The 26,500-nt window shown below is 51.2% G+C and carries 25 protein-coding genes; 9 read left to right on the forward strand and 16 right to left on the reverse strand.

Translation table 11 applies throughout. The features are described from left to right. Window positions 1-81: 81 nt before the first annotated feature. A complete protein-coding gene (locus JIG40_RS07510) occupies window positions 82-861 on the reverse strand; it encodes a transporter substrate-binding domain-containing protein (protein ID WP_020328773.1) in 780 nt (259 codons plus the stop codon). Between the two features lie 249 nt (window positions 862-1,110). On the opposite strand from JIG40_RS07510, the gene JIG40_RS07515 reads away from it, so the two are divergent. Next, the gene (locus tag JIG40_RS07515; RefSeq protein WP_158125946.1) at window positions 1,111-1,461 is read left to right on the forward strand and encodes a glyoxalase/bleomycin resistance/dioxygenase family protein; all 351 of its coding nucleotides are present in this window, start codon (window positions 1,111-1,113) and stop codon (window positions 1,459-1,461) included. Window positions 1,462-1,490: 29 nt separating this feature from the next. On the opposite strand, the gene JIG40_RS07520 is transcribed toward JIG40_RS07515, so the two are convergent. The 3 genes from JIG40_RS07520 to JIG40_RS07530 all read right to left on the reverse strand — a co-directional run bounded on the left by JIG40_RS07520 (window position 1,491) and on the right by JIG40_RS07530 (window position 3,493). Then, window positions 1,491-2,108 (reverse strand): 3'-5' exonuclease, encoded by a 618-nt coding sequence (locus JIG40_RS07520; protein ID WP_024374744.1) that lies wholly within the window; start codon window positions 2,106-2,108, stop codon window positions 1,491-1,493. Window positions 2,109-2,221: 113 nt separating this feature from the next. Then, window positions 2,222-2,998 (reverse strand): GNAT family N-acetyltransferase, encoded by a 777-nt coding sequence (locus tag JIG40_RS07525; RefSeq protein ID WP_158125944.1) that lies wholly within the window; start codon window positions 2,996-2,998, stop codon window positions 2,222-2,224. An 18-nt stretch (window positions 2,999-3,016) separates the two neighbouring features. Further along, on the reverse strand, window positions 3,017-3,493 hold the full coding sequence (locus tag JIG40_RS07530; RefSeq protein ID WP_020433431.1) for a pyridoxamine 5'-phosphate oxidase family protein: 477 nt from the start codon (window positions 3,491-3,493) through the stop codon (window positions 3,017-3,019). A gap of 210 nt (window positions 3,494-3,703) precedes the next feature. Between JIG40_RS07530 and yegD the strand changes: the two genes are divergently transcribed. The 4 genes from yegD to JIG40_RS07550 all read left to right on the forward strand — a co-directional run bounded on the left by yegD (window position 3,704) and on the right by JIG40_RS07550 (window position 7,829). Beyond that, complete coding sequence (yegD, locus tag JIG40_RS07535; RefSeq protein WP_199465069.1) at window positions 3,704-5,056, forward strand: molecular chaperone; 1,353 nt, start codon at window positions 3,704-3,706, stop codon at window positions 5,054-5,056. Window positions 5,057-5,166: 110 nt separating this feature from the next. Beyond that, window positions 5,167-6,183 carry a lipoate--protein ligase gene (locus JIG40_RS07540; protein WP_199465070.1) on the forward strand — a complete coding sequence of 339 codons (1,017 nt, stop codon included), beginning with the start codon at window positions 5,167-5,169 and terminating at the stop codon, window positions 6,181-6,183. Window positions 6,184-6,262: 79 nt separating this feature from the next. Continuing rightward, window positions 6,263-6,742 carry a YbaK/EbsC family protein gene (locus JIG40_RS07545; protein WP_020328782.1) on the forward strand — a complete coding sequence of 160 codons (480 nt, stop codon included), beginning with the start codon at window positions 6,263-6,265 and terminating at the stop codon, window positions 6,740-6,742. 160 nt (window positions 6,743-6,902) lie between these two features. Beyond that, window positions 6,903-7,829 (forward strand): LysR family transcriptional regulator, encoded by a 927-nt coding sequence (locus JIG40_RS07550; RefSeq protein ID WP_199465071.1) that lies wholly within the window; start codon window positions 6,903-6,905, stop codon window positions 7,827-7,829. A gap of 30 nt (window positions 7,830-7,859) precedes the next feature. On the opposite strand, the gene JIG40_RS07555 is transcribed toward JIG40_RS07550, so the two are convergent. The 7 genes from JIG40_RS07555 to JIG40_RS07585 form a co-directional block, all read right to left on the reverse strand. After that, a complete protein-coding gene (locus JIG40_RS07555) occupies window positions 7,860-9,371 on the reverse strand; it encodes an AbgT family transporter (RefSeq protein ID WP_172571588.1) in 1,512 nt (503 codons plus the stop codon). 51 nt (window positions 9,372-9,422) lie between these two features. Next, window positions 9,423-10,598 (reverse strand): M20 aminoacylase family protein, encoded by a 1,176-nt coding sequence (locus JIG40_RS07560; protein ID WP_199465072.1) that lies wholly within the window; start codon window positions 10,596-10,598, stop codon window positions 9,423-9,425. Window positions 10,599-10,746: 148 nt separating this feature from the next. Beyond that, window positions 10,747-10,926, reverse strand: coding sequence for a hypothetical protein (locus tag JIG40_RS07565; RefSeq protein ID WP_020328787.1), 180 nt, complete (start codon window positions 10,924-10,926; stop codon window positions 10,747-10,749). 71 nt (window positions 10,927-10,997) lie between these two features. Next, on the reverse strand, window positions 10,998-11,927 hold the full coding sequence (locus JIG40_RS07570) for a Gfo/Idh/MocA family oxidoreductase (protein ID WP_199465073.1): 930 nt from the start codon (window positions 11,925-11,927) through the stop codon (window positions 10,998-11,000). A gap of 110 nt (window positions 11,928-12,037) precedes the next feature. Further along, window positions 12,038-12,571, reverse strand: a complete 534-nt coding sequence (locus tag JIG40_RS07575; protein ID WP_020328789.1) for an MltR family transcriptional regulator — start codon at window positions 12,569-12,571, stop codon at window positions 12,038-12,040. A gap of 61 nt (window positions 12,572-12,632) precedes the next feature. Continuing rightward, window positions 12,633-13,778, reverse strand: a complete 1,146-nt coding sequence (locus JIG40_RS07580; protein ID WP_199465074.1) for a mannitol-1-phosphate 5-dehydrogenase — start codon at window positions 13,776-13,778, stop codon at window positions 12,633-12,635. Window positions 13,779-13,881: 103 nt separating this feature from the next. Then, entirely contained in the window at window positions 13,882-15,771 is a 1,890-nt protein-coding gene (locus tag JIG40_RS07585; protein ID WP_199465075.1) for a PTS mannitol transporter subunit IICBA, read from the reverse strand. Between the two features lie 988 nt (window positions 15,772-16,759). On the opposite strand from JIG40_RS07585, the gene JIG40_RS07590 reads away from it, so the two are divergent. Both JIG40_RS07590 and JIG40_RS07595 read left to right on the forward strand, forming a co-directional pair. Next, window positions 16,760-17,707: a M23 family metallopeptidase gene (locus tag JIG40_RS07590; protein WP_024375415.1), complete on the forward strand. Its 948-nt coding sequence runs from the start codon at window positions 16,760-16,762 to the stop codon at window positions 17,705-17,707. A gap of 8 nt (window positions 17,708-17,715) precedes the next feature. Next, entirely contained in the window at window positions 17,716-18,021 is a 306-nt protein-coding gene (locus JIG40_RS07595; protein ID WP_020328794.1) for a polymer-forming cytoskeletal protein, read from the forward strand. Between the two features lie 67 nt (window positions 18,022-18,088). Here JIG40_RS07595 and JIG40_RS07600 read toward each other — a convergent pair whose 3' ends face one another. Continuing rightward, window positions 18,089-19,873 (reverse strand): M20/M25/M40 family metallo-hydrolase, encoded by a 1,785-nt coding sequence (locus JIG40_RS07600; protein ID WP_199465076.1) that lies wholly within the window; start codon window positions 19,871-19,873, stop codon window positions 18,089-18,091. 275 nt (window positions 19,874-20,148) lie between these two features. Then, window positions 20,149-20,949 carry a glucosamine-6-phosphate deaminase gene (nagB, locus tag JIG40_RS07605; protein ID WP_020328796.1) on the reverse strand — a complete coding sequence of 267 codons (801 nt, stop codon included), beginning with the start codon at window positions 20,947-20,949 and terminating at the stop codon, window positions 20,149-20,151. Between the two features lie 319 nt (window positions 20,950-21,268). Between nagB and JIG40_RS07610 the strand changes: the two genes are divergently transcribed. After that, window positions 21,269-21,520 carry a DUF3081 domain-containing protein gene (locus tag JIG40_RS07610; RefSeq protein WP_020328798.1) on the forward strand — a complete coding sequence of 84 codons (252 nt, stop codon included), beginning with the start codon at window positions 21,269-21,271 and terminating at the stop codon, window positions 21,518-21,520. 90 nt (window positions 21,521-21,610) lie between these two features. On the opposite strand, the gene JIG40_RS07615 is transcribed toward JIG40_RS07610, so the two are convergent. Then, on the reverse strand, window positions 21,611-23,599 hold the full coding sequence (locus tag JIG40_RS07615; RefSeq protein ID WP_158143509.1) for a flavohemoglobin expression-modulating QEGLA motif protein: 1,989 nt from the start codon (window positions 23,597-23,599) through the stop codon (window positions 21,611-21,613). Between the two features lie 72 nt (window positions 23,600-23,671). Next, window positions 23,672-24,031: a DUF413 domain-containing protein gene (maoP, locus tag JIG40_RS07620; RefSeq protein ID WP_020328800.1), complete on the reverse strand. Its 360-nt coding sequence runs from the start codon at window positions 24,029-24,031 to the stop codon at window positions 23,672-23,674. Window positions 24,032-24,181: 150 nt separating this feature from the next. On the opposite strand from maoP, the gene JIG40_RS07625 reads away from it, so the two are divergent. Further along, on the forward strand, window positions 24,182-25,075 hold the full coding sequence (locus tag JIG40_RS07625) for a LysR family transcriptional regulator (protein WP_172571593.1): 894 nt from the start codon (window positions 24,182-24,184) through the stop codon (window positions 25,073-25,075). 60 nt (window positions 25,076-25,135) lie between these two features. Here JIG40_RS07625 and JIG40_RS07630 read toward each other — a convergent pair whose 3' ends face one another. Further along, window positions 25,136-26,413 carry a cytosine deaminase gene (locus JIG40_RS07630; protein WP_199465077.1) on the reverse strand — a complete coding sequence of 426 codons (1,278 nt, stop codon included), beginning with the start codon at window positions 26,411-26,413 and terminating at the stop codon, window positions 25,136-25,138. Between the last annotated feature and the right edge of the window lie 87 nt (window positions 26,414-26,500).

Below are 26,500 nucleotides of genomic sequence, written 5' to 3' on the forward strand. Positions count from 1 at the left end.
GTCTAAATGATCAAGCCACCTCCTAATTTGGAGGCGGCTTATAGTTTACAGAAGGCTGGTAATGTCGAAAGTTAGACTGAATTACATAGTTTCGGCATTGTAGATATCGTAAGAGAAATATTTATCAGCAATTGATTTGTGAGTACCGTTAGCAACCAGCCTTTCCAGAGCTTGGTTTAGTTGTACTTTCAAGTCGTCATCTTGTTTACGTACGGCAATTCCAATTCCTTTACCAAACCATTTGGGATCAGTGTACGACGGACCTGTAAAATGAAAGTTTTTGCCCTCTTCGGTGTCGAGAAAACCGCTTCTTAAACCAATGGCACCGCCGAATACAGTATCTAAGCGGCCATTTAGTAAATCCGTAAAAGCTTCATCAAAAGTATTGTATCGACGAATTTGAATATCAGGAAAAGCTTGGCTTAAATACTCATCACCGATAGTCGCACGCTGAACACCTACGACGAGTTTATTCATACCAATCATGCTGGTATCAATTTCTCTATCATTGGTCATGACAAATCGTTGCGGAACACGTGCATAAGGATTTGTGAAAGCTACTTTTTCTTCTCTTGAAGGCGTAATTGTCATCGCAGCAATAATGGCATCACTTTTACGTGCCAGTAACGCAGGGATAATACCGTCCCAGTCCTGCTTGCGAATAACACATTTCGCTTTTAGTTCTTCGCAAAGAGCATTGGCTAAATCAACATCGAACCCAGCCAAATGGCCGTCTTCAGTTGTCCAGTTAAAAGGAGGATAAGCACCTTCGACCATAAAACGGATAGTTTTCCACTCTTTAGCAAATGTATTTGCTGATAAGCCGCAGCAGATAACCAATGTGAACAATATTTTTCTCATCTAAACATCCTTTTATTCACGAGATAAAGTTTATTGAAGGTTTATTTACATATAAAACCAATTGATTATCTTAAGAGTGCTGGGCATCTTTCACAAGATAGGATTGCAAAAGTTTTAACAAAAATTAAACAAGGTGGTAAAGAGGAGACTTTGGCAGTCGACAAAGACTATCTGGTGAACACTCCCATACGTTGTGTTTAAAGCTTGGCCAAAGCGCAACATTCCACGATCAGAATTTGAGAGGCTACTGTGGCACCATCTGCTGTTCTTATTCATGTCCCTGACGTTCAAGCCGGATTGGCGTGGTATCAAAAAGCCTTTCCACAAGCGATGCCCGTTTTTCTCCATGAGTTTGATTTCACTATTCTCGATATGCAGGGTTTTTCTATTGAAATCGTGCAGGCGGATGAGAAAGTGAGCACAGGGAAAAGTGGTTCAGTGTTGTATTGGTGGGTCTCTGACTTTGAAGAGACGTTGGCACATTTCTTATCGCTTGGTGCCAAACTCTATCGTGGTCCGCTCAATATTGAGAGCGGAATGGTGATATGTCAGGTCGAAGACCCATTTGGCAACCTAATCGGCCTGCGGGGAATGAGCTAACGTTTTCAGCACATCAACCCCTCTCGCACTCACCCCATGTACTCAGCCAACACGCCCCGCAACGCCCCTTTATTGGTTTTGCTGATCTTCTGCATCAGCGCAAAACTCGGGTCGCGGACACCGCGTTCGCGCAGGTCGTTGACCATCAACATCCACAGGCTGGCGGTCATTTGTGAGTCGGCTAAAGCGCGGTGAAAAGTGCCGTCGTTTTCAATCTGTTTGAAGCGCACCAAATCGCCCAGTTTGTGGGTGGGCGCGTTTTGAATCAGGCGGCGGGCAATCAACATTGAGCAGGCAAACTGACCGGGATAGCGCGCGCCGATGCGGTCAAATTCGGCATCCAGAAAGCGTTTATCGAACGACGCGTTGTGTGCAACTAACGGGGTGTCGCCGATGAAGTGAGCGAATTCGGCCATCACCTCTTCACAACTGGGCGCTGCGCGCAGCATGGTGTTGGTGATGCCAGTGTAGCCTTCAATAAACCCGCTAACGCGAAAGCCCGGATTCATCAACTGTTGAAACGTGCCAGCGACCTGACCGTCGATGAGTTTCACCGCACCGATTTCAATCGCGCGATCGCCCATGTTGGGTGAAAGTCCGGTGGTTTCAAAGTCGAGAACAATAACGGAGTGAGCGGGATGGTGCATAACAAAGCCCTGATAAACGTAAAGGGCGAGTATACGCCGATTGACCCCAAGAAGGTAAGCGTAGGCTGGCGCGAATCGTTCATTCCCGCCGCGCGAGCCACATTATCCAAAGCTCATTCGCTTTGACACCACACCTGACGCGTTACCACGGGCTCAAAGCCGACCGACAGGCAGTTGCGAGCGCTGGTGCTCTCTGGCATCACATCGGTTAAGAGTAGCGTGGCGCCGTGTTCAATCGCATCACGAATGCGGGCATGAAGCAGCGCGGTTTGGCAGCCGTTGCCGCGCGCCGCTTCCTGTGTGAACGCATTGGCGAGTGTGGCGACGTCATCATCAAGATATGTGGTTGCCCACGCGCAAGGCGTATCGCCCTGATAGGCGACAAAGCAGCGAAACGCATCACTGCAATACAGGTGGCGTTTAGCTTGCCAAATCTCATCGCTGCATTGCAGGCCGGAGGTTTTCAGCAGCGCCAGAAAGTCATCGGCGCGCGTTGATGTCCAGCGCTCCACGCGCACCACAGGGTGATAATCACTGGAGTGGTAATCGCGGCTACGCAATTGCAAAAACTGGTGATCAAACTCGCGCTGGAAGCCGTTGTCGCTCATCCAGTTTTCGAGCGTCACGCTGTCGGCCGCTGGCGCGACGCTGATCTCCGGTGCGGGGCCGTTGGCATACAGCTCAAGCGCAGCGGCGAGCTGGCTAACGCTGCATTCTGCCTGAATCAGTAACTGGTTATCGTAGCGGCGGGTCGGGTCGATATACGCCTGATACACACCAGCGTTAAGCACGCGCAGCTCACTCGGTGCATCGGTGGACAGCGTGCGCGCGTTATTAAACTGAAAGTAGCGCGCAAAGGCGCGGATGTGTGTGGGTGATGTATGGGTCATAAGCATGCTTGTGGTTCGTTATTCGGCGGCATTGAACGTGCGTGGACGCTCAACCTGATAAGTGCTCAGCGCGCTTTTCACCTGCTCTTCCACTGTGGTGTCGCTGAACAGGAAATAACTCGGCGCGATGATGGTGGTGCTGGACTGAATCTGCACCTCAAAAATGTTTTTGATCGGAAAACGTTCGTCAGCCAGTTCACGCAGCGCGCCAATGTAGTCGCTCCATTCGGTATCGTCCGGGCGCACAATGCGCGCTTTGCCACTGAGTTTATAGCCGCGCTGCTCAAACACATCAATCATCGAGACGCACACGTTGGGGTTGGCGAGAATGTTCTGCTCGCTGACGGGCGAGGCGATATTGGCGATCAGCAGACGTTCGTCATCCCACAACGTAAAAATCTCTTTGGGTGACACATTGGGAACGAGGGTATGACTGACGGTGGCCAGCCAGCACAGCACGCTGCTTTCGCAGTAGGTATTGAGGTCCATCTTCATCGTTTTCTTCCTGAACTCGTGTATGACGCCGGGCATCAGTTATCCGACTGGTTGCTTATCTTTACAACTTGTTCACCGAGAATCAATGCTGAACAGAAAATGCGCGAAAGCGCTATCAAACTGCATAAAAAGTAACAATTTCCGCTAGAGATCAGGCAAGGCTTGCGGTAGTATCGCCGACCTTTTTCGCACCAGAGTAGGAGTAAGCAGATGTACATAGGGTTTGACTACGGCACGGCCAACTGTTCGGTGGCCAGCATGCAGGATGAGAATCCGGTGCTGATCCCTCTTGAGCGCGACAGTCTTTATATTCCGTCGACACTGGCGGCGCCAACCCGTGATTCGGTGTCGGAGCACCTGTTCCGCCATCGCCAGATCTCGCCGGCGGATGCGCTGGGCGAGCAACTGCTGCGCCGTTCGGTCGCGGCCAACCGCGATGAAGACATCGATCTGCAATTTGATGACGTGGTGTTCGGTCAGGCGGCGCTCGATCTCTATCTGTCGGACCCGCATGAGGTGTATTACGTCAAATCGCCGAAATCGTTTTTGGGCGCGATGGGGCTGCACGATATTCAGCTGAGTTTCTTTGAAGATCTGGTGTGCGCCATGATGGCCAACATCAAAGCTCAGGCGGAAGCGCGCTCGAATGCAGTGATTGATGATGCGGTGATCGGTCGTCCGGTCAACTTCCATGGCCGTGGCGGGGAAGATTCCAACCGACAGGCAGAAAACATTCTGCGCCGCGCGGCGACACGTGCCGGATTCCGCCACCTTGAGTTTCAGTTTGAGCCGGTCGCCGCCGGGCTGGAATATGAAGCGACCTTAAACGAAGACAAAACCGTATTGGTGGTCGATATCGGCGGTGGTACCACCGACTGCTCGTTGATTCAGATGGGGCCATCGTGGCGCGGCAAAGCGGATCGCACCCAAAGCCTGATTGCGCACACGGGTCAGCGCGTGGGCGGTAACGATCTTGATATTCATCTCGCGTTTAAACAACTGATGACGCCGTTTGGTTTTGGCAGCCAGACTCAAAGCGGGTTGGAAATGCCGATCACGCAGTTCTGGAACCCGATTGCGATTAACGATGTCAGCGCACAGGCCAAGTTCTTCGCCCGTGAAAACCTGGCGGATCTAAAGCGCTTGCACAAAGAAGCGCGTGAACCGGAGAAATTGGCGCGCTTGCTGGCGGTGTATCACGACACGCTCGGCTACAGCCTGGTGAAGAAAGCCGAAGAAGCGAAGATTGCGCTATCGGAAGCGGCGCAGGTGACGGCGCAAGTGAAGGTGCTGTCGGAGCTGCTGGAGGTTGATATTCAACGCGAAGCGATGATTGAAGCGATTGATGCACCCAAAACCAAGATGATTGAACTGGTGACGGAAGCGGTGACGCTGGGCGGCGTGACGCCGGATGTGATCTTCATGACTGGCGGCAGCGCGCGCTCACCGATTTTGCGCGCCGGGGTTGAGCAGGCGTTGCCCAATGTACCCGTGGTGAGTGGCAACTACTTTGGCTCGGTCACCGCCGGCCTGGCGCGCTGGGCGCAGGTCTGTTTTCGCTGATGCTGAAAAGCCTTCTTCGGAAGGCTTTTTTATGCCGCTTTGGCTCGTGATTGGCCGCAGAATCTCGTAACATAGCCGCATCTTCCCTTCTGTTTGGTGCGAAAACGACCATGACAAAGACCCGCATTCTGATCTCCGATTCTACCGACCCGTGGTTTAACCTCGCGGTGGAAGACACCATTTTCCGTTCCATGCCTGCTGACCAACGCGTGCTGTTTTTGTGGCGCAATGCCGATACGGTGGTGATTGGCCGCGCGCAAAACCCGTGGCGCGAGTGTAAAACCGACCGCATGGAACAGGACAAGGTAAAGCTGGCGCGTCGCCAAACGGGCGGCGGCGCGGTGTTCCACGATTTGGGCAACACCAACTTCACCTTTATGGCGGGGAAACCGGAATACGACAAAGAAGTCTCGACCAACATCGTGCTGGCTGGGCTGAAAAAGCTGGGTATTGACGGTGTGGCCAATGGCCGCAACGACTTGGTGCTGGAAGATGCGAATCGCATTCGCAAGTTTTCGGGGTCTGCGTATCGCGAAACGCTGGATCGCGGTTTTCACCACGGCACGCTGCTGCTGAGCGCCGATCTCAGCCGTCTGGCGGATTACCTCAATCCGGACATCAAAAAGCTGCAAGCCAAAGGCATCACCTCGGTGAAATCGCGGGTGATCAACCTCAACACGGTAAAAGCCGATATTGAACACCAAGCGGTGTGCGAGGTGATCATGCAGGCCTATTGCGAGCACTACCAGCAGGAGGTGGAGCCGGAATTTATCTCGCCGCAGTCGTTTTTGGATTTACCGGGCTTTGAGCAGAAATTTGCGCTGCAAAGCAGCTGGGACTGGAACTTTGGCCAAACGCCACCGTTCACCCACAACATGGATGAACGCTTTGGCTGGGGCGGGGTGGATGTGTATCTGGACGTGGAACGCGGCGCGATTGTGCAGGCGACCATTTTCAGCGACATGCTCGACCCGTACCCGATGGAGCAACTGGCACAGCGCCTTGGCGGGCTGGCCTACAATAAAATCGCGATTGAACCTTGCCTGGCTGAACTGATGAGCGAGCTGCCGCAATATCAGGCGCAGCTGGAGGATTTTCAGCACTGGTTTATCGGCCAGATTGACTGAGTAAAATCGCCGCGTTGCGCGGCGAAAAGCGGGTTCCTTTTCTATAATCAGGAAGGGGAAAGGACATGCGGAGGCTAGTATGACCATGGAAACCCGCTTAGATCATTATTTACGCGACCATCATATTCCGTATCAAAGAGTGGTGCACCGCCACAGCAACAGTTCGCTGCACAGTGCCCACACCGCTGCCATTCAGCCTATGCATCTGGCGAAAGGCGTGGTACTGGAAGATCATGATGGTAAACACTTAATGGCCATTCTGCCGGCAAACGCTAAAGTGAGTTTGCGGGTGTTGAATGACGAATATCAGGCCAAATATCATCTGGTGAAAGAGCGCGATATCTATCAGATGTTTGATGACTGCGACCGCGGTGCAGTGCCGCCGATGGGAATGCCTTATCACATGAACATGGTGTGCGATCAGTCGCTGACTGAACTCGACCACGTGTACTTGGAATCCGGCGACCACGAAACGTTGATCCGCCTGGATCGCAATGCGTTTAACCAGCTCATCGGCCACAGCCGCTGCCTGCGTTTTGGCAGTGAAATCTTCCATTAAAGTGATGCACGCAAAACCGGGCTTAAGGCCCGGTTTTTCTTTGCCTGAAATGGGGTCATGAGAGTGAGATCTGCACCACTCTCTGCGTTGCCAAAGCGGCTTAGGGGCTGGCGATAGGGTATACTGGCGCCTTTGCCGTTAATCTGGAATGAGCCTGAATATGGACATCAGCTATCGCCAGCTCAAAGCCTTTATCGCGCTGGCTGAAGAGCAGAATTTCACTTACGCCGCCGACAAAGTGCACATTACCCAATCGGCGTTGAGTCAGATGATGAAAAAGCTGGCGCAGCAGCTATCGTGTGAGTTGTATGAACGCAAAGGACGCAAGATTGTGCTGACGGATGCCGGCCATCATCTCTATCAGGAAGCGCGGTTTATCGTCAATCGCCTGGATAAACTGGTGCAGGAAAACCGCGATCGCCAGCATGGCTATAACAAGTCGCTGGTGGTTTCATCGCTCTACACACTGTGTGCTTCGCTGGCACCGAAAACCCTCAATGACCTCAAAAAACGCTACCCGGATTTTACTTTTCGGCTGATTGAAGAGAGGGTGGACGACATCACCCACTCGGTGTTGGAAGGACGTGCGGATATTGGTATCAATACCAATCCCAATCATCCCGATCTGAACTTCGATCTGCTGTTTCGTGATTATCTCTGTTTTGTCTGCCGCGCTGATCATCCGCTGGCGGAGCAGAGCGAAATTAGCTGGGAGCAGGCGCATCAATACGCCACCATTGGCGTTAGTCCGGGCAACAGTTTACGCACACTGGCCGAAGAAGCGTTCTCTCGGGTCGGGCTGACTTACGATCCTGAGTTCAGCGCCTCGCACACTTCGACGCTGCTGGGCATGATCTCCAGTGGACTGGGTTCGACCATTCTCTCGTCGACGATTGCCGGGTTAAACCAGAGCGACGCGATTCGTTTTATTCCGATTGTGCAGCCGGTGCAATTTCGACTGGTGGGACTTATCACGCGCAAAGACACGCAGCGGGCGTTGGTGGATGAGTTTGCGCTGATCCTGAAAAAGCATGTCAGCGAATCGACGTTGTGGGAAGCAGGGATTGGGGTGAGTGAGCCTCAGTAAGAGGCTCACAACATCCGTTGATGATTTGGTTTACATCGGGCCGACTGGCAGCCCGGTCAGCATGTACAGCAGGAAGAAACCGCCCCACACACCGAACAGCACCAGCGCGTACGGCACCATCATCGCAAGGAATGTCCCGAACTTCACCTCCGGGTTGTATTTGGCGATCAGCGCCAGCACCATCGGAATATACGGGTTGGTCGGCGAGATAATGTTAGTGGTGGAATCGGCAATACGATAGCCCATCTGCGTCACTTGCGGATCGACGCCGAGCAGCATAAACAGAGGAATGAACACCGGTGCCATAATGGCCCACTGCGCCGAGCCGCTGAAAACGATCATATTCATCAGGCCGGCCAGAATCATAAACACCGCCATCATGGCCAGCTTGGGCATCTCGACTGACGACAACCATTCTGCGCCGTTCACCGCGATGAAGATCGCCAGATTGGACCATTTGAACCAGGCAATAAACTGGGCAATCACGAACACCAGCACGATGTAACCGCCCACGCCTTTCAGCGCTTTGGCCATCAGTTCCGGCACATCACTTGCCTGTTTGATGGTGCCCGCTTTCACGCCATACACCACCGCATTCATGATGAAAAATGCCATGATGATTGGGATGATGCCGCTCAGAAACGGGGACGGTACCAGGCTTCCATCAGCGTTGCGCAGCGGTGAATCGCTTGGCCAGATGACGGCCAGCAGTAAACCGATAAACAGCAGTGACGCAATGCCTGACCATTTCAGCGCGTTTTTTTGTTGCGCGGTGATGGTGAAAGATTGCTGGCTTGCCGATTCGTGCGCCACCATTCTGTGGGCAAAGCGTGGCTCAATGTATTTGTCGGTCAACAGAGTGCCTGTCACGACCAGAATCGGCACTGAGATCAGCATGAAGTACCAGTTCGCCGCCGGGCTGACTTCCACATGTTCCACAATGTTGGACGCTTCTGTTGTGATGCCTGACAACAGTACGTCGGTCCCGGCAATAAACAGGTTGGCGGTAAAGCCAGCCGCGACGGCCACGAAACCGGCGGCGATGCCGACAATCGGGTTGCGGTTGGTCGCGGCGAAAATCAGACCGGCCAATGGCGGAACCAGAATAAACGCAGCGTCAGAGGCCAGATTGCCGATGATGCCGGTCAGGAAAATGGAGGCCGTTACAAACTGGCGCGGCGCATTGAGCAGCGAGTGTTTGATGGCGCTGTCCGCCAGACCGACTTCCTGCAGTAAACCCACCGCCAGCATCATACACAGTACCAGCCCCAGCGGTTTGAACGAGACGAAGTTGTTGACGGTGGACTTGAGGATATACACCAGCCCTTCGCCGCTGAGCAGATTCTTCACGTGTACCAGTTCGCCCGTGGCCGGGTGCGTGACACCACCACCGCCAATAGCAAGCAACCAGGAGAGCACCATGACGCCTAGGCAAAGGAAAATAAACAGATAAAACGGATGGGGCACTTTGTCCCCGAATCGCTCAATGCGATCGATCATCGACGCGCGTGGCGCCGCTTTTTGTGACAGTACGGTCGACATTGTCAGTACACTCCTTGTGTAAAGAGGGGACTCACTTCCCCTCATGCGGTGTTAGTGTTTTTCAATCAGATGGATGAAATAGGCAGCACCAATTGGCAGTAAATTATCATTAAAATCATAGGCTTTATTGTGCAGGCCTACGCTGCAGGTGCCGTTTTCGCCCGCGCCGTTGCCCAGAAAGCCGTAGCAGCCCGGAACCTGGTTGAGGAAAAAGGCGAAATCTTCGCTGGTCAGTTTGGCTTCGCAGCTCGGGTTGACGTTCTCTGCCCCAACGGTTTTTTGCGCCGCCAGAATGGCTTGATCCGTTTCCGCTTGAGTATTGACCGTTGGCGGATGCGAGACAGGGCCGAGTTTGAATTCTGCGCTCATGCCGTGCGCTTTGGCGCTGTGTTCCACCAGTTGCGCCAGACGTTCCACCAGGCTGTCGCGGGTCGCTTGGTTGAGCGTGCGGAAGGTGCCGCTCATGTGCGCCTGATCGGCGATTGCGTTAGTGGTTTCGCCGCAATGCAGCTGAGTCACTGAGACAACAAGCGGATCAAACGGGTCGTAGCTGCGGCTCACCATTCCCTGAATGCCCTGATAAATATGAGTCGCGACCAAGAGTGGGTCCTGAGTCAGATGCGGCAGACCAGCATGGCCGCTTTGGCCGTTGATGGTGACAAACAGGCGATCTGAACTTGCCATGATAGGCCCGGTTTTAAACGCAAACTGGCCAGCCGGAATGCCCGGCATGTTGTGCAGCGCGTAACAGGCATCAATCGGGTAGCGTTCAAGCAGTCCATCACCAATCATGGTTGCAGCACCGCCACGGCCTTCTTCCGCTGGTTGGAAAATTAGGACCACTCGGCCGCTGAACTGGCGAGAGTCGGTCAGATAACGCGCCGCCAGCAGCAGCATGCTGGTGTGGCCGTCATGACCGCAGGCGTGCATTTTTCCGTCGTGGCATGACCGATGCGCGAAGGTGTTCTCTTCATGGATCGGCAGCGCGTCCATATCCGCGCGCAGGCCAATAGAAGGGCCATCACCCAGCGCGCCGTTGATGATACCGACGACGCCGGTTTTACCGAAATCAGTACACACTTCATCCACGCCGTAGCTGTGTAGCTCTGAGACCACCAATGCCTGAGTGTGGTTCTCTTCGAACCCCAGCTCCGGATGTTGGTGAATGGCGTGACGAATACTAATAGCTTCTGGAATCCAAGGTTTTAAAACATCAATAATGTTCATACAGCTCCCCTTTGTTTGATAGGGATTTAACACTATTGAAACAATCGGAACAAACCAGATTTCTACTCATACTATTAGCAACGCTAATAGTTGGGGGGTAACACAGGTGGAAATAAAAAACCGGGCGAGAGTGCCCGGTTTGCTGGAGTCAGGATTCGTCAGGGTAATCTTTCTGACGGCCGCGCTGTTCGGCTTTGGCTTTCCAGTGCTCTTGCTGATCGTACGCTTCGTCGCACAGATCAATGGTAAAGCCCATGTCGCGTACCTCTTTGAGAGTGAGGTTGTCGGCAAGATGGGTCACCTGACCGGATTTATTACGGAGTTCCATGGTGCCTCCTTCGGCTGTGTTCTGAGCTAGGGTTTGAACAACAACACAGTAAGTATAGGAGACTCTCCGCGCTAACGGACCAAAGCCGTCACGCGCGCACACACCGCTTCGGCCAATTGGTGACTGGCGAGGTTGCGGGCGATGATGTCGCTGGCGAGTTTGCCGCTCTGCACCACATTCAGCCAGTCGCCAATCATGTCGGCAAAGCCTTTGCTGGTCAGCATCGGCGTCCAGTCTTTGAGGGCCAGTGTGGATTCCTGATTGGCGTGCCAGCGTTTACCTTCGACAAACGAGTCAAACTCATAGGCGTCATTGACAAATTGGGCGCTGATGCGCTCACCCGTTTTGCCAAATTGACGGTTCATCGATGCGTGCAGCAGTGTGTCGCCGTGCTGCCATTGCACATCAATCCGGGCCAACTGATTGCCCACCATCTGATGGGTGATGTACACATCATTCAGGTCGGCTTTGGCGAACAGGTTGACGCTGTCGAGCGGGTGAATGAAATCATCGAACAGGAAAGTGCGGATTTCACCGGTCAAATCGTAGCGATGTTTCTCCCAGCGCAGACCACGCAGATCGTCGCGAGTACCGTTTTGCATGCCGCTCAGATGCGCATTGAACAGAGGAATGTGACGGCGGTTAAAACCGACATACAGTGGCTGCTGGTGCTTTTCGGCCACTTCATACAGCTGTTCACAGGCCGCGGCACTGTCGGCCAATGGCTTATCCACAAATGTCGGAATGCCGTGGCTGAGGAAAAAGCTCGCAATTTCCGGATGCACGGCGGTGGCCGCGTGAATCATCACTGCATCTGGCTGGAAATTGAGGACATCGCGATAGTCGGTGCAGGTATCAGCAATACGATACTGGCTCGCCAGAGAAGACAAAGTGTCGGCGTTACGGGTACAGAAAATGAGTTCGACGCCGGGCAGTTGAGTGATGACTGGTAGGTAGGCTTTCTGCGCGATATCGCCCAGGCCGATGATGCCGATTTTCATGAAAGATTCTCTGTTGGTGAAGGATGTGCCAAGGCTAACACGCGACAGAGAATTCGGTAGTGACTCGTGATGAAAATGGGAAGGCGATCCGTGCCTTAGGACGTGACGGTTTAGAACGGACTCTCTTTGTTCAGCTCATTGCAGATTTCAATGATGGCGAGTGACAGTCCGGATTTGATCACCTGCTGTTGGCGTTGCAGCTGCAAGTGGTAAAACTCCAGGTCGACGTCTCCGTCGGGTTCTTCAAGCGGGTTGAATTGAACCATGCCCATTTTTTTGACTAAATTGAGTGCTTGGATAGGTGCGATGATCTTGGGATCAGTAAAGGTGTATTCTGCGCCGTCGCTGTTGAGCTGATTACGCAGTTTGATGATGCTTTCGATGTCGTGGTAAACGGCATCAGGCAGAACACCCAAACCATAAAGCAGTTTTAAACGAACTGAGAGATTGCCGAGCGGTCCGGTATCTTGAAGTAGGGGGCCAACGACAGATTGAACGGCAAAGTTGTCTTTGCGGAAAATACGTTGCATCAGTGCATCAATGGCTTCATTGAATACTTCGACTGTTGCAATGAAGAAACCACGGACAGATGGCGCATCGTTCAGTCGTTCTAGGATCTCGGTCTCGTTAATTTTTTCTGCCATATACTGATCTAAGCTATTTCTTGGGATGGAGGGCAATCTGCCCCCCAATCTAGCTGCACCGTTATAGCTGGTTGTATAGAGACTCAATGGTCTGTACTTCCGCGCTATTTTCGTCAAGACCAGTGTAGTGTGCGACAGTTTTGCGAACACCTTGTTGGTTGAGCGAATCATGCAACTCTACGGCTTGCGGGTCGCTGTCGTTGGTGTACTTCAGCGCCGCCGCGATGCCTTTTAGTAATGTTTTGTTTTCTACGCCGTACTCAATAGTGCCGAGTAATGGCTTCACTAGTCTATCGTTCGGACCCAGTTTACGAATTGGCTGACGTCCTACGCGGTCCACTTCATCCACCAGATAAGGGTTGGCAAAGCGGCCGAGAATTTTTTCGATGTAAGCAGCGTGCTTGTCGGCATCAAAGCCGTAGCGTTGAATCAGCACTGCGCCACTTTCCTGCATGGCTTGTTTCACTTCTGCGCGAATGGCATCGTCTTCAATCGCTTCGCGAATCGTGTTGTGGCCGGCCAGGTTACCCAGATACGCGGTCACACAGTGGCCAGTGTTCAGAGTAAACAGTTTGCGTTCCACAAACGCCATCAGGTTGTCTGTGCGTTCCATACCCGGAATGTTCGGGATGTCGCCTTTAAACTGAGTTTCATCCACGATCCACTCGCTGAACGTTTCAACGGTGACCGCCAATGGATCCGTTTCGCCTTCTTCTGCTGGTGGAACGATGCGGTCTACCGCAGAGTCCACGAAGCCAACCAGTTGTTCAACTTTGGCTTTAGCGTCGGCTGAAAGGTGTTCGAATACAGCTTCTTTTAACTGACTGGTACCGCGCACCATGTTTTCACACGCGATAATGTTCAGTGGTGATGTCACGCCATTACTGATGCGTTTTTCCAGGCCCTGAGCAAGCGTGCCAGCGATGATTTTCAGGACAGTTGGGCCAACAGCGGTGGTAATGATATCAACTTCAGCAATAGAGTCGACAATCTTTGGGTCTGTTGAGTTGATGGCTGTCACACCTGTGACCGTATCGACTACACAGTGTTCACCTACCACTTTAACAGGGTACTCTTGTCTCTCGCGCAGAGCATTCACAACGACTTCATTAACGTCTGCGAAAGTTACGTGAATATTGGTATCAGCAAGCAGTTTGCCGATAAAACCACGGCCGATATTACCGGCACCGAAATGTAACGCTTTCATAACAGATCTTCCACAAAATAAAGAAATAAAAAATCTAAAAAATAAGGCCAGTCGGGGGTGGACCGGCCTTAGGTTCATCGAGGAGCATGGCTTTAACGCTTAGTTAGCCATTTAGGATTCGAAGAACATCTTCCGGGTTGGTTGTTGTCTTCAAACACTCGACTGCTTCTTCATCATCTAGCGAATTCGTGATGGCAGTAATAACTTGAATGTGTTCATCGCCTTGCGCTGCAATACCGATAACCATTTTCGCTACGTCATCCTCTTCTTCGCCCCACTGAACACCCTCAGGGAATTGGCAGAAGACGATGCCGGTTTTCTTCACGTACTTCTTGGTTTCGATGGTGCCGTGCGGTACGGCGATGGATTCACCCAGGTACGTTGACACTAACTTCTCACGCTCAAGCATGCCGTCGACGTATTCAGGTGCCACATTGCCTAACTTAACCAACTGCTCACCAGCAAACTTGATTACCTCTTCCTTGCTCTTAGGTGCCAAGCCCAAGAAGATGTTTTCATTTGAAAGCTTTAGTGTTCCTGCATTACCAGAGCTTGCGTTTGCTGGTGCTTCAGGCTTTTTTAGTTCGCCCTCTTGAGCCGAAACTAAATCTGCCACCAGGTTGTCGTACAGCGAGTTATCCAGGAAGTTGGTCAGCGAGATGTGTTTCGCATTGGCGGCGTGCTTACGAGCACGGTCAGTCAGGTCGCGGTGAGTCACTACGATGTCGACATCGCCAGGCAGGTTGTTGATCGCCAGGTTGGTCACGTCGATTTTCAGATTTGCCGCTTCTACTTTCTTGCGCAGCAGGCTTGCACCCATGGCACTTGAACCCATACCTGCGTCACACGCTACGATGATTTTGCGAACGTTTGCCAGGTTGATGTCTGCCGCTGGTGATGCTTGACCTTTCGATGAGGCTTTCATGTCCTGCATCTGGTTGGTCGCTTTTTCCAGAGATTCGTCGTCAGAAGTCTGTTTCTGAGTCTTCAGCAGGAACGATGCGATGGCACAAGATACCGCTGCAGAACAGATTACCGACAGAATAACACCCAGGAATGCTGACTTCGGCGTCATCAGCAATACCGCGAAGATAGAGCCAGGTGATGCTGGAGAAACCAGACCTGAGTTGAACATTACGTTTACGAATACACCCGTCATACCGCCACCGATCATCGCCAGAATCAGGCGAGGGTTCATCAGTACGTATGGGAAGTAGATTTCGTGGATACCACCCAGGAAGTGGATGATTGATGCACCGGCTGCAGATTGTTTCGCGCTGCCTTTACCAAACATCATGTATGCCAGCAGAAGACCAAGACCCGGGCCTGGGTTTGCTTCAATCAGGAAGAAGATAGATTTACCCATTTCTTCAGATTGCTGGATACCTAGTGGTGAGAAGATACCGTGGTTGATCGCGTTGTTCAGGAACAGAATCTTCGCAGGCTCAACAAAAATTGAAGTCAGAGGAAGGACGCCAGTATCAACCAGTACGTTTACACCTGCTGCCAGAGCGGTAGACAGTGTTTTTACTGCTGGGCCGATGACCAGGTAGGCGATGATCGCACAGATCATACCGATGATGCCCGCTGAGAAGTTGTTAACCAACATCTCAAAGCCGCTCTTCACTTTACCGTGAATCGCTGCGTCGAATTTTTTGATGGCTAAACCGCCTAAAGGACCAGCGATCATTGCACCCATAAACATTGGAATGTCGGTACCAACGATCACACCCATCGTGGTGATGGCACCCACAACCGCGCCGCGGTCGCCGCCGACCATTTTACCGCCGGTATAACCGATCAGCAGTGGCAGCAGGTAGGTAATCATAGGACCAACCATGGAGGCCAGTGTTTCGTTTGGCACCCAACCTGTTGGGATAAATAACGCGGTAATGAAACCCCAAGCGATAAACGCGCCGATGTTCGGCATTACCATGTTAGATAGGAACCGGCCAAAATTTTGTACCTTGACCTTCGCTTCTGGTGATAACATATGTTTTCCCCGTTCGATGTTCTGATGAATTTTGTTGTTGTAACGGTTTCGCTAAAAACCGTTGATTGCTTAGTACACAATCAATTTACCACACAATTTTGACCCGGAACTGGCAACGGGTTTTTCGTGATCAAAGCCTCAAAATTCCCGCCATTCAAATATTTTTTCCGTGATCTACATCTATTCCTGACCATGTAATTTTGCTACAAATTAGTGAATTTACAATTTTCAATAACTTTGTAATGCGTGATGTCACAAATTAAAGATCTTTGAAATTAAATAAAAAGTGACAAGGATCACGTATTGATTCGAATTTTAAACTGGAAAAAATATCAAAGTGATCTACGTCACTCATTGTTATTTATTTCAAAAGTCGAAATAAATAAGTCATAAATCTAATGAGTGATTTGTAACTTAGATACGAAATTTCGACAGCGAACTTACGTAATTTTAGACGATATTTTGCAACATGTTGCTTACGTTTTTGCTGCATTTAAAAGTGGGGCTGCGTGAGCGGAGTGCGAAAAAAGTGAGGCGTGCTTTCCAGAAATGGTGTCATTTTTGCTTCATTGCCCCATTCCGGGTCTCGAGCCAGCTTTTTAATTAAAGATGCCAGCTCAGCCTGTCGCATTACCTTGATAAGCGCAGAATGGAATAGCGAACGTGTCCCGGCGTTGCGTTTTTCGACGCACAATCCGCGAACGATCATTGCACTATTGACAAGCAAAGCGTGGTGTTGACGAATATCTTGCGGCAGGTTTTTCAGATTCAGTGAATTAAATCGCAGTATCGTTTGACGCATACTGTTAATAAGTTATTGATTTAAAATTAAATGGATTGGGTCAGGGCAATGCTCGTTTATGCTCTGATTCACAAACTGAACAATAAGGATGCAAGTTGCGGAAGAGATAAGCAGCAAACAGTTTAGTCAATAAGCGTTCCTTGCTAGAATTCCGCCACTTTCAAGAATGACAATTAGAATTTGCGCATGAAAGAAAACGTCATTGTTTCGGTTTCGTCTATTCACGGAACACGGCACTTTCATATTGGCAAATGGTTCCGTCACTGTCTTAAAGGCTTCGGCTATGTCCTGCTTGCAGGAGCAGTCGCAGCGGGTGGTGTTATTTACTACCTGGTCGGTGAGGTGGATTTTGCCAAATTGAAACAGCAAGAGCTGGAAAGCCAGTCAACGTCGCTAAATGAAGAAGTTGCCTCGCTTAAAGAGCTTAAAGATAACTTGGAAAACGATCTGCTCGAACGTGAAGAGAAGATGCAGATTGTTTCCGACCGCTTAGGCGATTTGGAGAAAGTCCTGGGTGTGGAAGATTCGGGCGCGGAACTGGAGTCACGTTTGGACACCGCCGCAATCACTTCTTCTGTCAGGATGGTGATGTTAACCCAAATCCCCAGTGGTGCACCTGTTCATAATGCAAGAATTTCGTCAGGATACGGTAAACGTGTCCATCCGGTCACCGGACAGGTGAAATTTCATCGTGGACAGGATTTTGCGGTGAATACTGGCACTCCCGTTTATGCTCCGGCGGACGGGGTAGTGGAAGTCACCCGCGCAAGCAGCAAAGGGTCAGGTAACTTTTTGCGTTTGCAGCATTCGTATGGGTTTACCAGCTCTTATTCGCATTTACAGAAGTTTGCGGTAAAGAGCGGAGACTTCATTCAGAAAGGTGACTTAATTGGTTATTCAGGCAATAGCGGACTGTCTTCTGGCCCGCATTTGCACTATGAAATTCGATTTGTCGGCCGTTCGTTAGATCCCAGACCGTTTGTTGACTGGGGTGTAAATGATTTCGAGTCGATATTCACTAAGGTAAGAGGTATACGATGGGAATCTTTAGTAAACAAAGTCGAGCTCAGAGTCAGCGCTCAGCTACAACTCTCATCGCAAAGGGTTGTTCAATTAGCGGACAACTCCGGGTAGAGAGTAATATGCAGGTTGACGGTCAGATTGATGGTCAGATCCATGTTGAAAAATCTCTGGTGATCAGCGAAAGCGGAATCGTCAGTGGTGAAATCTACGCTGAACACGTGATCGTCAACGGCGAGTTTGAAGGAACCTGCCACGCCGACAAGATTGAGATTCTGAGCAAAGGCCGTGTGAATGGCAGTATTTATAGCGATGATCTCAGCATCGAGCAGGGCGGACGCTTTAATGGTGTCACTCATCCGGCAGCGCACACCAAAGTCGCTGAACTGGTGGAAATCAGTGAGATGAAAATGGTCGCTGAAGGCTAAGTTTCCTCACCGTCCCGAAGACAAAAAGCCCCGCAATGCGGGGCTTTGTCGTTTGTCAGTAATCCGATTACTGTTTGTCCTGATCAAAATCGCCGTGGAAATGGGCGTGATCCGAATGGCTGTGCGCCGCTTTCAGTTTTTCACCAATACGCAGTTTCTGCGCCGCTGGTTGGGCACTCATGCTACGCAGCATCGGTTGTTCACTGTCCGCTTGTGCCGGGAAGAGCGGGTTGCTCATGGCGTAATACGTGGTGACGTAAGCCAGTGCTTGAGTGTTCACCCACAGCGCCTGCTGGCTGATGTTGTTGAGATCGTCACACGCCTGGTGGTAACAAACGTCGTAGGCGACATCAATATCCCCGCCAAATTGCTCCACTTCTTCTGCGGTTTTGGTTTGTTCTGCTCCGGTGAACAGGCCACCAAACGCCACGCCCCAATCCGCAAAGCCTGCGTAATCAGAGCGTTTCGACAATGCCTGAGGAACCGTCGCGCTGTCTTTTGACGTGAAGAATTCGTTGAAGATGGATTCGATGTCTGAAGTGCCGTAAGGCGGTTCAAAATCACCAGTGTAGGCGTTGTCCGGGCTGTCTTTGGTATCGGACAAGTCGCCATCCATGACGCCGTATATGTAGTTCGGAGAGCCAATCATGTCGAAGTTGAGATACAGCTTCACTTTGTTGAGCTTGTTGTATCGAGCATCGACCAACTCCAGTTGCGCATCCGTCAATTGCGCCGGGTCGCTGATGCCCAGCTCATCCATGATTTGCTGCTGCGCTTTGTCGTACAGCGGGGCAAACAGTTCATTGGTGTAGTATTCCGACCCCACTAAGCCTGCTTCCTCTGCTGCCCACCAGGCAAAGCGGACGCGGTTTTTCACCGGCACTTTCAAATCAGCCAGCTTCACTGCGTATTCCAGCAGGCCAGCGGTGCCTGAGCCGTTATCGTTGATCCCCGGACCTTCCGGTACGGAGTCGAGGTGCGCACCGAGCATGACCACATTGTTCGGGTTGCCGCCGCGGGTTTCGGCGATGACGTTTTGCGTCACCACCATTTCATCTTTGACATCAATGTTCAGCACGGCCGGAACCGAGGCAGACTGAGCGGCCTGATACCAGCTTTCACCTAACTCAAAGCGAACTCCGAAAGCCGGAATAGTGGCGGAGGTATCACTGCCGAGGGTGCCGTTCACGACGCCTTTACGACCCTCATCATTGCCTTGGTTGAAAATAATGGCCGCAATCGCGCCTGCATTCTGCGCGTTGATGACTTTGTCGCTAAAGCTACACGAACCGCGTTGAATGACCGCGATTTTGCCGGCGATGGCTTTGCCTTCGAAATCGGAAGCTTCACAGCCATCGCTGCTGTCGTAGGTGTCAGAATCAAAGTTGAAATCAGGAGTGACAAACACCAGTTCTCCGCTCAGTTCACCGTTTGAACCACCGGAGTAGGACATTGCTGCGTAGTCCGGTTCCGTGCCTTCAGGTGTGCTACGCGTGCTGAGCAGTTCATCACCGTTAACATTCAGATAAGTATTGGCCAGCTCTTCCCAGGCGCGGAAATCAAACTCCTGAGTGGTCACCTTATAGCCGTGCTCTTTCATGGTGGCGATAATGTATTCCACCGATTCCTGATAACCCTGGCTGCCCGCCGCGCGGGTAATCCCGCTGTTATCACTGGTTGGGGACGCTAACCCTTCAAGAGTCTGAAGGTGATCCACCACATCGCTTTGCTGGATTCGTTTGGCGACTTGTTGCGCGACCCAACGAGGATCGTCGAGAAAACACCCGGTCAATAGCGTTGCACTGACTGCGGTTGCGATCAGCGTTTTTGTTGTTGTCATGCGTACTTGCATCTGTAACTCCTTGTGTAAGAGATCCAGACTATTCTTTGTCAGCTACTAGGTTAATGAAATGTTAATTAATGCATCTTGGTGCATAATGTGAACTGATATCAAATAATGATGATGCAATGAAATAATTATTCGCAAGACCAATGAGTGGATGTCACGAAATCCACAGGATTAGTAACGTTCTGATAAATAATAAAAATATTAATTGAGGTGACCAAATTTGTGGCACAAAAAAGCCCTGCATGAAGCAGGGCTCGAAAAGATACGCTAGCGAATGCTTAGAAACCTTTGATGTTCTCAGCTTCCAGCTCAGTGAAGTATTTTACCGTCTTCACTTTCAGTTCTTGCGTTGCTGGTTCGTCACATACGATCACCGCTTTTGGATGCAGTTGCAATGCAGATACTGTCCACAGGTGGTTTACACAACCTTCGACTGCCGCTTCCAAAGCTTGAGCTTTGTTGTGGCCAGTGACCAGAATCATCACTTCTTGTGCATCCAGCAGAGTGCCCACACCGATAGTCAGCGCGTATTTTGGCACTTGGCTGATGTCACCATCAAAGAAACGAGAGTTTGCGATACGAGTATCGTGAGTCAGTGTTTTGATACGAGTACGTGAAGCCAGTGAAGACGCTGGTTCGTTGAATGCGATGTGACCGTCGTTACCCACGCCACCCATGAACAGGTGGATTTTGCCGAAGGCTTTGATTTTCTCTTCGTACTGACGGCACTCTTCATCGTGATCACCAGTGTTGCCGTTCAGCAGGTTGATGTTCTGATCTTGAATATCAACGTGGTTGAAGAAGTTGTTGTACATGAATGAACGGTAAGATTCTGGGTGGTCAGCTGGCAGGCCAACGTATTCATCCATGTTGAATGTCACAACGTGTTTGAAGCTCACTTTGCCTTCATTGTACAGCTCGATCAGTGCTTTGTAAGTTGTCAGAGGTGTACCACCAGTTGGAAGGCCAAGCACAAAAGGACGGTCCGCAGTTGGCTTAAAGTCGTTAATGCGTTTTGCAATGTGTGCTGCAGCCCATTTACCTACTTGTGCCGCGTTGTTTAATGGAATCAGTCTCATTTGTAGCCCCTAATGTGATAATTCGTGATTCGGATAATCATTAATTCGCATTATAAAATAAGTTTAAGTGATCAGCCATTGTTTTGGGTCAAATTTTTCAACATTCTTTTTCTTTTCGTTGCAATGATCGCATAAATGGCCATTTTTAGGCGAAAAATTCGGCACTCAGGCTGACTAAACCCTGTTAAGCATAGTCAAAAATGACAAAAAATTTATTTATAAAATTAAGTGATAATTTGATGTGTTTCGTGTTGCAGATTGGCGAAGCGAGGGTTCGTTATCCATACTTGAACTGAATGATGAAAAAGGAGCTGTGCATATGAAAAATGAACTTGATCCTGCCAAAATTTTGCATGCATACGAAGTGGTTATGGAGCATGGCACACCCACGGAGTTCGGTAAGATTTATGAAGGCATCGAAGCGTTTTCCGACTATGACGGCTACAACGTCTACATGCGGGGGAATGGCGTCGAACTGAAGGTCGGATTCCACAATACCTACCATCTGGAGTATGACCAGGAGCATCTGCGCGACAGCTTTCTGAAGAAAGTTGCCATGCTGGCTAAATAGTGTGCAGGTCGATAAGGAAAGTCCCAAAACAAAGCCCTAGGCGAATATCGCACTAGGGCTTTGGGAGAAAGATTCGATCAGAGCAAACGCTTAGTGGCGCAATGAATCGATGAGGTATTTCAGCACCGGCTCGGGTTCAATGCCTTTATCATCAAAGCGATGTTTTGGCTTGACCAGCCAGCCGCGTTCCACCAGTTCATCAATCAAATCCAGATAGGTGTGGCTGCATTTGCCGACCAATAGGTTGTCGATGTTACGTTTCTGCGCTTGCTGCAAGGTGTGCAGGAATCCTTCCAGATACAAATGATCTTTAGTAAAGCCGCCCCCGCGGTAAACGCGCGTGGTGGTGACAAATGCGCTGTCACGATCGAGGCCGAACTCATCTACAAGAAAATCAAAGGTCTGGTAGAAGTTTTGCTCTTTGAGCATAGAATCTACGGCCAGCACGCGGGTCGCAAGTGTCTGTAAGCGATCGTGTGACATATAGCCCGCTTTATACTCCGCCAGAATCGCTAACCCCTCCTGAGATTCAGTAGAACCCGGCAGACCGATAGAGAACACTTTCAGTGGCTGCATGCGTGCGTTGAACGTGGTCGCCATATGCACGCCAAGTTCGTGCTGAATCAGACGCTGCACTTCCGCGTGCGAGTAGGTCACTTTGCTGTTGAGATAGAGCGTCGGTGGCTTTTTACCGCTCACCATGGCACGCGCCGCGAGGGAGGACGTCGGCGTCACATTACACGCCATACCCCACTCTTTGGCTTTGTTGGCCATGATCACCGCCGCTTCATCGGCGGTGTAGAACGGGCCTTTTTCTTCTGGCAACGTTTTGGCGTACAGCAGAAAGCGGGCGTTATCGATAGCCGTTGTACTCGGACGCCCATAAAAGCGCAGCGAGTTGTAGAGGAATTTCTCCTGCCCAATGCTGGTCAGCAGGTCGATTTTCTCACTCAGCTTGTTAACCATCGAGCTGTAAAGCTGCTTAAGATCGGGATCCGTAATTGACTCAATCGGTAACTGGAACAGCTTATGTTTGAACTCGTTGGCGTGGATCGGTAACTGTTTGTAACGAAAATCCGGCTTAAAGCGACTCGGCGCAGCATCGAAACGCTTACGTTCAGCGTTAATATTGCTCGGGTTGACGTATTTGAGCGTTTCCACTTTTTGCGTCAGCTTGGCTAACGCTTTATCAATCGCCAGCACGTTCGGCTCAATCGACGAGCTGAGCATGTTGGCTTTGGTGGTTCGGCGGCGGTTGTGACGACGCTGGAAATAGGCACTGGTTTGGCTGAACGCCTCTTTAAGGCCGCTTTTGAGTGCATCCATCACCAGCGGATAAACGGTGCCGTCCGCCTCTTCCATGAATACTTTTTTGACTTCCGTTGGCAGCACCAGTGTGCGGTCAAAATGCGCGTTGGTGTGCGCAATCAGATAGCCACGGCCTTCAAACACCGCGTTCATGGCTGTCTGGTTTTCAATATGGGGCAACTGAATCTTGCCCAGTTCAGTACAGAAACGTTTGACCACCGCGCCCCAGCGCTGCATGTCGATCTGCGCAGTACCGACGTTAAATACGGGCGTTGGCTGAGGCAGTGACTGGTAATTGTAAGCGTAGAGATCGAACACGATCACCATGCCGAACATCGATTCCAATTTGCGAATCAGAGCTTCGTAGAGCTGATAAAACAGGCCGTGTTTGAGGTGGCTGGCAGAGCGTTGCTTGTCGTTGAGCGGTTTCTTCCACGCCGATTTGTAGCGGGTGCTCAGCGTGCGAGCGCGGTTGAGATCGTACTCAAAGCGTGAATCGAGTCCCCACAGCGTAATGGGCTGAGATGCGATGAGTTGGTCGGTCAACGGGGCTTCTTCGAGGCGGCGCTCGGTTTTAGAAAGCTGACACTGTTTTTGCAGGTCATCGCGCAGACGGCTACCCGCATGAATAGCGGTACAGACGACAGGCAGGTATTGTTCAATTTTGATAAAACAACCAGCGGCTTCGAGTTCGCCGGAGAAAGGTTGCCCCCGCTGAATCAGCGAGAGCATCTCTTCTAGAGAATAAACTTTGGAAATTGGGTTGGCCATGCGTGACCCTATTAGAAGACGGCTATTCTCGTCGTTGAAGTAAGCGGCGCCGAGAGTTCAACGCCGGGCACATTAGTCTTCTTCTGTCAGGCTTGGTTCGTCATCCGTGAAGTCGTCCGCCGCATCTGGTTTGTTGCGACCGTTCAACGTATGGAAGCGCTTGCGACCGCGAGACAGACGAACGTACTTCATCCAAACGCGTTCAATCTTGCTCTGAGCCAGATCCGGGTTATCCAACACCTCTAAAAAGTGCTGTTCTTCCGCATTTTCAGGCTGAAGCAGACCGGTCTCAAGGCCAACCATTGTATCCCCGTACAGCGTTAGGATATCCTCTTCTCCAAGAGTGAAATCACCAGACTTGGCAAAGCCTCTTGGAAACTTTTTAGTATCGAAAAATCGTTTTTTTCCTTGACGAAATACTGTCTCAGACATATCAACCTCGTGTGAATATGTGCTACCACTACGTAGCCGTGGTTCACGGCGAAAGTTAGGCGCAAAATCTCGAAAAGAAAAACAAAAATTTTTTATCGTCATTATTGTACTTACTTGTTAATCTTCACGAGGAATATCAGAGGATTCAATATGGACGTAAAAGTCTTTCGCACCTTTCTTGAACTGGCTAAAGTTCGCCATTTTGGCCGGGCCGCAGAGAATCTGTACCTAACTCAGGCCGCAGTCAGCGCACGTATTAAACAGCTGGAAAGTTACTTCGATGCTCAGCTTTTCACTCGTGACCGGAACAACATCAAACTGACCTCCGCTGGTGAGCGTTTGGTCGGCTATGCCGAAGTGATGGTGGCGACCTTACAGCAAGCGAAATTTGAACTCTCGCTCGAGAGCGGTAAAGCGCTGCAACTGACTCTGGGCGGGACACCGAACATTTGGGACGCCTACCTACAGAACTGTTTGAGTGTGGTGACCGATGCGTTCAGCGGTTACGGATTCATGGCGGAAGTCATGGGGCGCGAGCAGCTTAGTCGCAACCTGTTAGAGCGCACGCTCGATATGGCGTTTGCGCTGGACCAAATTAAAGCGGAAGAGCTGCAGTGCAAGAAAGTCGCCGACTTGGTACTGGTGCTTGTGTCGACCCGTCCGGATACCGCAGACAGCGTTTTTGACCATCAGTACGTGTATGTGGACTGGGGCGCCCGTTTTGCATCAGAGCATGCAGACCGTCACCCGAAAGCGCCAGCGCCGTTTCTACGCACTTCTACCGCGCGTATTGCGCTGGATTTCATTCTTGAGAAGGGCGGCAGTGCCTATCTGCCAGCGTCTGTGGTTGAGCCGTTCCTCAACTCAGGGCAGTTATATCGCGTGGTCGGAGTCGAAGACTGGTATCGGCCAATTTATCTCAGCTATCGCAAAAACAGCTCGTCGGTCGATGCGATTACGCAAGTGGAAAAACTGGTCAAGAGTATCGACCCCCTCACCGCATACAGCCTGCAAAGGGCCGGTGGTCTTGGGATGTCATCCTGAACATGAAAAAGGCGAGAGAATCTCGCCTTTTTTGATTACCGAAATTAGCGCAGCGAGCCATTAACGGCGAAAGTCGATGGCTTCACTGCTTTCGAGGTGAATCCGAGTGGCGGCTGGCTGCGTTTCCGCGATCACTTTTCCGTCACGAACCGAATAGCGCACTGCGACCTGGCGGCGCACCGCATCAAAACCGCTTTCGGCAGGCAGCACCAGCAGGTTACCCGGTTTGCCCACTTCAATCCCATACTGATCCTGAATGTTCAGCGTGCGCGCTGAATGGCGGCCAATCAGCTTGAGTGAATCGTTGATTTGTTCATATCCCATCACCTGGCATACATGCAGCCCCATGTGCAGTACTTGCAGCATGTTAGCGGTGCCGAGCGGATACCAGGGGTCAAACACATCATCGTGCCCGAAACAGACGTTAATGCCCGCATTCAGCATCTCTTTTACCCGGGTAACGCCGCGGCGTTTGGGATAATCATCAAACCGGCCCTGAAGATGAATGTTCACCAGCGGGTTAGCGACAAAGTTAATCCCCGACATGCGCAGCAGGCGGAACAGGCGCGAGGCGTAGGCACCATTGTAGGAACCCATGGCGGTGGTGTGGCTGGCAGTGACTTTTTCGCCCATCTGATACTGAAGGGCCAGGGCGGCGACGGTTTCGACAAAGCGTGACTGCTCGTCGTCGATTTCATCGCAATGGACATCAATCAGGCGATCGTATTTCTGGGCCAGTTCGAACACGTAATGCAGCGATTCCACGCCATATTCGCGGGTGAATTCAAAGTGCGGGATCGCGCCAATCACATCGGCGCCGAGTTTGACCGCTTCTTCAAGCAGCGCTTTGCCATTCGGGTAGGAGAGGATACCCTCCTGCGGAAAGGCAACGATTTGAATGTCGACCCAGGGTTTCATGGTGTCGCGTACTTCCAGCATTGCTTTGAGCGCGGTCAGCGTCGGGTCGGACACATCCACGTGCGTGCGCACATGCTGCACGCCGTTGGCAATCTGCCACTTCAGGGTTTGAATCGAGCGTGCTTTGACATCTTCTATCGACAGCAACGCTTTGCGTTCTGCCCAGCGTTCGATGCCTTCAAACAGCGTGCCGGACAGGTTCCACGCCGGTTCACCCGCTGTTTGGGTGGTATCCAGATGAATGTGGGGTTCACAAAACGGAGCGACCACTAAGCCACCAGAGGCATCCAGCACCTTGCCTTGATAGTCGATGTGAGTGGTCGCTGGTTCGATATACGTAAAACGGCCGGATTCAATCAGGATCTGTTTGAGTGATGATTCGCCCTCAAGTCGGGCATTGGTGATCAGAAGTGTGGTCATGGAAAGTCCTTTTGCCAACAGCACTGTTTACTGCCACCTAGTGTGGCACAGAGTGCGTAACGGCGTAAGAACAAAAAAAGGGCGAGA

The organism is Vibrio sp. bablab_jr001 (assembly GCF_016464285.1).
Lineage (GTDB): Bacteria > Pseudomonadota > Gammaproteobacteria > Enterobacterales > Vibrionaceae > Vibrio > Vibrio fluvialis.